Origin of the sequence: Pseudarthrobacter sp. CC12, from assembly GCF_039907755.1 — a bacterium.
In the GTDB taxonomy this organism is placed as follows: domain Bacteria; phylum Actinomycetota; class Actinomycetes; order Actinomycetales; family Micrococcaceae; genus Arthrobacter; species Arthrobacter niigatensis.
On the sequence record NZ_JARDJH010000027.1, the window covers coordinates 59,214 to 66,560 of the forward strand.

The window sequence follows — 7,347 nt, forward strand, 5'->3', positions numbered from 1 at the left end:
CTAGCCGCCAAAACCCACCGAAGTGAGCATGTGGGCGTCGACTCAGGCAGCCAAGGGTAGGGCCACCGGCATCGGTGTGTAGAGGGACCCGTCCCGCAGCATCGCCCACAGAACATTGAGCCGTCGCCGGGCAAGCGAGAGCATTGCCTGAATATGAGATTTCCCTTCCATGCGTTTCCGGTCGTAGTAGCCACGTGAAGCAGGACAGGACTTCAGAGCCGATAGCCCCGAGAGGTAGAAGACGCGCAGCAGCCGGCGGTCATAACGTCTGGGCCGATGGTGGTTTCCGCTGATCCTTCCGGAGTCCCGGGGTGCGGGTGCCAGCCCGACGACGCCCGCGAACCGATCTGCGGTCTGGAATACGGTGAGGTCGCCGCCGGTGGCGCCGAGGAATTCTGCTGCAAGGACCGGGCCGAAGCCGGGCATGCTCAGAAGCACCTGCGTGTGCTGGTGTTCGGTGACTTTCTCACTGATCATGGCATCGATGTCCGCTAGTTCATCGTTCAGGGTGAGGATCTCCTTGGCGAGTGCGGCGACGATCCCCTCCCCCATATGCTGAGCCGGAACGATGGTGTGCTGTGATTTTGCCGCCTCAACTGCCGCTGTGGCGACAGCTGCCGAGGAGCGGGCACCGTGTTTCTTCAGCCAGGCGTGGATTCTGGTCTGGCCGCCGCGGCGGATTCCGTCGGGAGTCCGGTATTTTCTCAGCAGCGTCAGTGCGGCCTTGGACCGGCTGTAATCGAAGGCCCGCTCCAAGGCAGGGAAGTATTCGAGCAGCTGGGCTTGCAGGCGGTTGAGCGCCCGGACCCTGTCCGCTCCCTTGTCGGCCCGCCGGGCTGTCAGGAGCCGCAGCCCCGTGCTGACCTCATCCCCGGCCCGTAGTGGTTGCAAGTCGTTTCGCATGCGGGCCTGGTCAGCGATGACGGCGGCGTCTTTGGCATCTGTCTTACCTTCGCCGCGGTAAATTTTGGAGGCGTGATGCACTGTGCGGCCTGGAATGTAGAGGACGTCCTGGCCATGACTAGCGAGTAGGGCGATCAGCAGCGCCGGTCCCCCATGGTTCAGGTCCATCGCCCAGACCACCGGATCACCGTCGGCTAGTTCCAGAACGTCGCCCAGGAGCTGTAGCAGCGCTCGTTCGTCATTGGGGATTCTTTGGGAGAGCAGACGGTTTCCGTCGGCATCGATCACAAAGCAGTGGTGGTGGGCTTTGCCAGCGTCAATGCCGGCCCAAAGTTGCACCAAGAACAGCCTCCAGTCTGTTGGATGAGTAGAGCCCAGCAGATAACCGCGCCGTCGTGTCCTTATCCGGCGATCATGTCGCGTCTCTCAATTAGCGGTCGGGTCATCGCGGGGTGGCAGGCGGCCAATCCTTCGAAGCCGTCACGAGACCGTCCGGCACAGCAACCAAAGCCATACCCGCCTCCCCTGGGTCGCCACGACCCTACAACGGCCGCGGAACTGAGCCCGGTAACAACATAAGGACAGCTACCAGGTCCGCGGCCTCACCGTGGCCGCCGGCTCCCCGGCGTTCAAGGACCTGGTGGCGCAGCGCGACGCGTTCACCATTGAACGGCTCCGGGCCGGCGGCGCAATCCTGATCGGTCTTACCAACATGCCTCCCATGGCCAACGGCGGGATGCAGCACGGGGTCTACGGCCGGGCGGAAAGCCCCTACAACGCGGACTTCCTCACGGCCGCATTCGCGTCAGGTTCATCCAACGGCTCCGGGACCGCCACCGCCGCCAGCTTCGCGGCGTTCGGCCTCGCGGAAGAGACCTGGTCCTCCGGCCGCGCCCCGGCGTCGAACAACGCCCTCTGCGCCTACACCCCCTCGCGCGGGGTCATCTCCGTCCGCGGGAACTGGCCGCTCGTTCCCACCATGGACGTAGTAGTTCCGCACACCCGCACCATGGCGGACATGCTGGAGGTCCTGGACGTGGTGGTAGCCGACGACACCAACCCCCGCGGCGACTTCTGGCGCGTCCAGCCGTGGATCCCGGTACCCAAGGCATCAAGTGTCCGCCCGCCGTCGTACGTTTCCCTGGGCGTTCCTGACGCAGCCGCCGCGGCAGGCGTACTGGCAGGGAAGCGTTTGGGCGTACCCCGGATGTACATCAACGCGGACCCGCAGGCCGGCACCGCCGACGCCCCGGGCATTGGTGGTCCCACAGGGCAGCAAATCGAAACCCGGGCGTCCATTATTGCGCTGTGGAAGGCGGCCCGCCGCGACCTGGAAGCGGCTGGTGCCGAGGTCATCGAGGTGGACTTCCCCGTGGTGTCCAACTACGAAGGGGACCGGCCGGGCGCACCCACCATCGCCACCCGAGGCATGGTGTCCCCGGCATATTTGCGCCGGGAAATCGTGGAGCTGCCAGCCTGGGCGTGGAATGACTTCCTGGAGGCCAACGGTGATCCGCAGCTGAACCGCCTCGCAGACGTGGACGGCTCCGCGATCTTCCCCGCCCCGGACGGTGCACTGCCGGACCGCTACGACGGCTTCGACGACGACATCGCTGACTATCCCGCATGGATCCGGGAGCACGGCGTTCCGGACCTCGCCCACATTCCGCACCTGCCCGCGGGCCTGGCCGGACTCGAAGAGACGCGCCGGGTGGACCTGGAGGCATGGATGGACCGGCTGGGCCTGGACGCGGTGGTGTTCCCCGCCGCTGCGGATGTGGCCCCGGCGGACGCTGACGCGAACCCCGCTTCGGCGGACACGGCCTGGCGCAACGGCGTCTGGGTATCCAACGGCAACCTGGTCCCCCGGCACCTCGGCATTCCCACGGTCACAGTCCCGATGGGCCTGGCAGCGGACATCGCCATGCCGGTGGGCCTGACCATCGCCGGCAAAGCCTACAGCGACACGGACCTGCTCCGGCTGGCCGTGGCCTTCGAAGCCACCGGGAACCGGCGCATGCCACCTCCCCGCACCACGCCTGCAGGGGAAAGTGACTGAACGAAGCCAGCCCTGGTGGGTAGTCTGGACGCATGGCACGGCCCCTTGCCAACCCAGCCGCCCTTCGGCCTGACTGCTCACACTGCTTTGCCCTGTGCTGCACGGCCTTCGGTTTTGCCCGCTCCGCAGACTTTGCCGTCGACAAGCCGCCAGCCACGCCGTGCTCCAACCTCGCCGCAGACTTTTCCTGCACCATCCATGACAGGCTCCGGGCACGCGGTTTTGCCGGCTGCACGGTTTTCGACTGCTTCGGCGCAGGGCAGGCCGTCAGCAGGCGGCTGTTCAACGGAACCTCGTGGCGGGAAGACCCGGCAACGGCAACGGACATGTTCACGGCCTTCCGGATCCTGCGCCAACTCCACGAAATGCTGTGGCACCTGGCCCAGGCGGCGACGGCGGCCTACAGCGCGGATACCGCAATCGAGGTGCGCCAGGTGGAGTGGAGCGTCCGGAAGGTCGCCGAAGGCGGGCTTGGCGAGGTCCTGGCTGCCGATGTCGCGACCCTCCACCGGCAAGTGGGCGAAACTCTGCGCTGGGTCAGTGAGGAGGTCCGCGCCGGGTATATCGACGATGCCCCACAGCCTGCCCGCCTGGCACCAGGCTCGGACCTTGCCGGAGCACGCCTGGGCGGGTTGGCGCTGTGCGGCGCAGATCTTCGCGGCGCCTGCCTGATCGCCGCCGACCTCAGGGGAACAGACCTGACCGCAGTGGACCTGCTGGGCGCAGACCTGCGGGATGCAAGGCTCGACGGCGCAGACCTCAGTCATGCCCTATTCCTCACCCAGGCGCAGGTTGCCGCCGCCCGCGGCAGCGCGTCCACCCGGCTCCCCGCAGGGCTCGAACAGCCTGCCCACTGGGTCCCCTAACCTGCACCGGGGCCTCCCGCCCACCCAGCGGATGCGCCTTGACAGCCGCGATTGTGAGCGCTGACAGTGGGAGGAAACCGATGCCAAGCGAAAGCCACTCGATGAAGAACTGGGCAGGAAACCTCGAATACTCCTCGGCTGATGTCAGGCGGCCGGAGTCCGTTGCGGAGCTGGCGGCCATCGTGGCCGCTTCGCCACGGGTCAAGGCCCTGGGGTCACGGCACTCGTTCAACCGCGTGGGTGACACGGACGGGGTCCACGTGCTGCTTGATGCGCTGCCGCAGCGGGTGGACCTGGACGCGAGCCGAGGCACGGTGCGCGTCAGTGGTGGCGTCAGTTACGGGGCACTGTGCCGGACCCTTGAGGAGTCCGGCGTGGCAATCCACAACCTGGCCTCGCTGCCGCACATCTCGGTGGCAGGTGCTGTGCAGACCGGCACCCACGGCTCGGGCGTGAACAACCAGTCCCTCGCCGGGGCCGTGGAATCGATCGACCTGGTGCGGGCGTCCGGCGAGCAGGTAACGCTGACCCGGGCGGACGGGGATGAGTTCCTGGCCAGCGTGGTGGGCGTCGGAGCCGTTGGCATTGTCACCGGCCTGGAACTGGCAGTGCAGCCCAGCTTCAGGATGCGCCAGCGGGTCCTCGAAGACCTGCCGTGGGACAACGCCCTGGCCGATTTCAGCACTATCGTGTCGGCCGCCTACAGCGTGAGCCTGTTTACGGACTACGGGGGCTCCGCGGTCAACCAGGTATGGCTCAAGGCGCTGGACGGGGAGCTGCCGCTTCCCAGCCTGTTCGGGGCCACCGCCGCCCTGCAGCCGCGGCACCCCCTACCGGAAATGTCGGCGGAAAACTGCACGGCGCAGCTGGACGAACCCGGCCTGTGGCTGGACCGGCTGCCGCACTTCCGGCACGAGTTCACGCCGAGCAACGGAGACGAACTCCAGAGTGAGTTCATCCTTCCCATCGAACACGCCCCAGCCGCCCTCCAGGCCGTCCGCGCGCTGGCAGAAGGCCTCACGCCCCTGCTATTCGTCTCGGAGATCCGCACCGGCGCCGCGGACGAGTTCTGGCTCAGCCCGTTCCACCGCCAGCAGAGCGTCGCACTCCATTTCACCTGGAAGCCGCTGCAACCTGAGGTGGAGGCCTTCCTTCCAGTCCTTGAGGAGGCCCTGCGCCCCTTTGGCGCGAGGCCGCACTGGGGCAAGCTGTTCACGCCGGACGGCCATGACTGGGAGGCCCTGTACCCCCGCTTCGCAGATTTCCGTGCGTTTGCCGCCGGGCATGATCCCGAAGGCAAATTCCGGAACAGGCTGCTGGACAGCATCCTGGGTGTCCCGGCCCGGCGGTAGGGAACGCCGGTACGCTGGGGGCATGACTTTCCGCCCCGCCGTCGTACCAGCCACCGCCCTGGCCGCCACCCTCCTGCTGACGGGATGCGGCGCAGTGGGGGACGCAGCGGGTAGCGCTGCCAGCGATGCCGCTTCAAAAGCTGCCTCGGCCGCCGCGCAGGAGGTCAACAGGCAAATCTGCGCCGTCGTCAAGGACGGCCTGGTCAGCCCCGAGGACCGCAAGGCGCTGGCCGGCTTGGTCTCGGCCGCCAAATCAGCAGGGGTGCCCGCAGAGATTACGACGCCGCTGGGCCAGGTTGCGGAGTCCGGAGACCAGGTGCCCGCAGACTCCCTCCGGGCACTGCAGGACGCCTGCCGGGCATGAGCGCGCAAGCCGGGCCAGCTCTGGTAACCCGGGTCAGTTTTGGCGCGGCTGTTCCCAGCCCCGCATGCCGGCTGCCCGGCCGGCCTGGGGGCGGTGCCCCGTACGGTGTTCCGGCGGTGCGAACGGGACCACGCCGGTGTCCCGGCCGGGCGGGACGGCGCGGACAAACTTGGTGAGTTCCTTCCGGAGTACGTTCCAGCCAATGTCCGGATCATCGGGATAGGCGTTAACCTCCGCTTGCCGCGCCGCTTCGACAGCCGCCACACCGGCATCCGTCAGCTCCACCTTCAGCTGGCGGCGGTCCGAGGTCCGGCGGGTCCTGGTGATGAGTCCTGTAGTTTCCAGGCGCGTGAGGACTCGGCCCAGCGTCTGGCTCTGGACCCTGATGGCGTCGGCAAGCTGTTCCTGGTTCAGTGGGCCCCCGGTGAGGCCTTCCAGTGCGATCACGGCCGCACGGGTGAGGCCAAGGGGGGCCAGTGCATCGTCCTGGCGCCGCTGGATCAGCCGCGCCGCCAAAGTGATCAGGCGGTAGCTGCTCCGGGCGTCCGGATCGAGATTGCTGGTCATCGGCCGCGGCCTTCCTATTGGTGGCGAATTGCTGGTCACCCTGCGTCGCTACACCCCTACAATAAGCATGCTTAGCAACATATTCGCAAGTAGGCTTACTATCCGCCCATCTCCGGGCCCTTGGAAAGGCCTGGTGAATAGAAAGCCGGACGGCCCGCCCCTTGCAATCGAAATGGGAAGTGTGCTTAGTATCTAATTAGTAACCTTGCTTACTAAGTCGCCAGCATTGCTGGTTCCTGATCGCCAGCTAACCCTTTCCGAAAGAGAGCGAAGATGACAGAGAACCAATGGCCCCAGACCCCGCACACTGCCAACGATCCGGCCATCGCCGATCACTACGGCGGAACCGAGCCAGCTCCCCAGCACGCCTCCTACCCATCCACTCCGGATGGCAACTCCAAGTCGCAGGCAGCGAAGGAAGAGGCTTCCAACGTCGCCGGTGAAGCGGCCTCCGCCGCCCAGGGGGTGGCCCAGACGGCGAAGGACGAGGCTGCGAACGTTGCGCATGAGGCGAAGGCCAATGCGCAGGACCTGCTGGAACAGGCGAAGTCAGGCCTGACCAGCCAGGCAGGCACGCAGCAGCAGAAGGCTGCCGAGCGCATCCGCAACATCTCCAGCCAGCTGCACAGCATGGCAAGCGCCCCGGACCAGCAGGGCATGGCCAGTGACCTGGTCCGCCAGGCAGCGGAGCGCACCTCCTCGATGGCCACCTGGCTGGAAAACCGGGAACCGGGTGACCTCCTGAACGAAGTCCAGCGCTTCGCCCGGAACAAGCCCGGGACCTTCCTGCTCCTGGCCGCCGGCGCCGGCGTCCTGGCCGGCCGCCTCACCCGCGGCCTCACCGCAGGCCCGCCCGAAGCGCAGGGGCAGGCGCGGTATTCCAGCCCTGCACAAGGTCCAGCCCAGCACCGCGCCGCGCAGTCACCGCCGGCAGCACCCCTGCACCAGGAGACCGTGTACGCCGCGGGCACCGACGACCTCTTCGATGAGCCCACCGTCCGCGGTTCCGCGCCTGTGTCCACCAGCACCCTGCCGTCGGGGACTGCCGAGGAGACTCCCCTGCGCTTCGAAGACGACCCCTTCCGGGCCGAAAACGGTGTGTACACCGGTGAAGAAGCACCTGGAACCGACGGTACCTACGGCAGTGGCCGCCATGGCACGGGTGGTTTGTGATGAGCAGCCAGATACCGGAGCCGCCGCCCAGCGCGGCGCATGTGAAAGCGGATAACGCCTCGA

The 7,347-nt window shown here is 67.0% G+C and carries 6 protein-coding genes and 1 pseudogene; 5 read left to right on the top strand and 2 right to left on the bottom strand.

The window, feature by feature from the left end; translation table 11 throughout:
• Positions 1-42: 42 nt before the first annotated feature.
• A complete protein-coding gene (locus PV772_RS16860; RefSeq protein WP_347886884.1) occupies positions 43-1,245 on the bottom strand; it encodes an IS110 family transposase in 1,203 nt (400 codons plus the stop codon).
• Between the two features lie 235 nt (positions 1,246-1,480).
• On the opposite strand from PV772_RS16860, the pseudogene PV772_RS16865 reads away from it, so the two are divergent.
• The 4 genes and pseudogenes from PV772_RS16865 to PV772_RS16880 all read left to right on the top strand — a co-directional run.
• A pseudogene (locus PV772_RS16865) lies at positions 1,481-2,962 on the top strand (amidase); the annotation flags it as partial.
• A 32-nt stretch (positions 2,963-2,994) separates the two neighbouring features.
• Positions 2,995-3,828: a pentapeptide repeat-containing protein gene (locus PV772_RS16870; protein ID WP_347886885.1), complete on the top strand. Its 834-nt coding sequence runs from the start codon at positions 2,995-2,997 to the stop codon at positions 3,826-3,828.
• Positions 3,829-3,929: 101 nt separating this feature from the next.
• Complete coding sequence (locus PV772_RS16875; protein WP_347886890.1) at positions 3,930-5,180, top strand: D-arabinono-1,4-lactone oxidase; 1,251 nt, start codon at positions 3,930-3,932, stop codon at positions 5,178-5,180.
• Positions 5,181-5,202: 22 nt separating this feature from the next.
• Entirely contained in the window at positions 5,203-5,544 is a 342-nt protein-coding gene (locus tag PV772_RS16880; protein ID WP_347886886.1) for a hypothetical protein, read from the top strand.
• Between the two features lie 33 nt (positions 5,545-5,577).
• Here the strand turns inward: PV772_RS16880 and PV772_RS16885 are convergent, their stop codons facing one another.
• On the bottom strand, positions 5,578-6,111 hold the full coding sequence (locus PV772_RS16885; RefSeq protein WP_307362414.1) for a MarR family transcriptional regulator: 534 nt from the start codon (positions 6,109-6,111) through the stop codon (positions 5,578-5,580).
• A 273-nt stretch (positions 6,112-6,384) separates the two neighbouring features.
• Here PV772_RS16885 and PV772_RS16890 point away from each other — a divergent pair, with 273 nt between their 5' ends.
• Complete coding sequence (locus PV772_RS16890) at positions 6,385-7,284, top strand: hypothetical protein (RefSeq protein WP_347886887.1); 900 nt, start codon at positions 6,385-6,387, stop codon at positions 7,282-7,284.
• Positions 7,285-7,347: the final 63 nt, after the last annotated feature.

Coding starts and splice junctions, on each gene's coding strand:
- PV772_RS16880 (WP_347886886.1), top strand. CDS start 5,203: ATGACTTTCCGCCCCGCCGTCGTACCAGCCACCGCCCTGGCCGCCACC.
- PV772_RS16890 (WP_347886887.1), top strand. CDS start 6,385: ATGACAGAGAACCAATGGCCCCAGACCCCGCACACTGCCAACGATCCG.
- PV772_RS16875 (WP_347886890.1), top strand. CDS start 3,930: ATGAAGAACTGGGCAGGAAACCTCGAATACTCCTCGGCTGATGTCAGG.
- PV772_RS16885 (WP_307362414.1), bottom strand. CDS start 6,111: ATGACCAGCAATCTCGATCCGGACGCCCGGAGCAGCTACCGCCTGATC.
- PV772_RS16870 (WP_347886885.1), top strand. CDS start 2,995: ATGGCACGGCCCCTTGCCAACCCAGCCGCCCTTCGGCCTGACTGCTCA.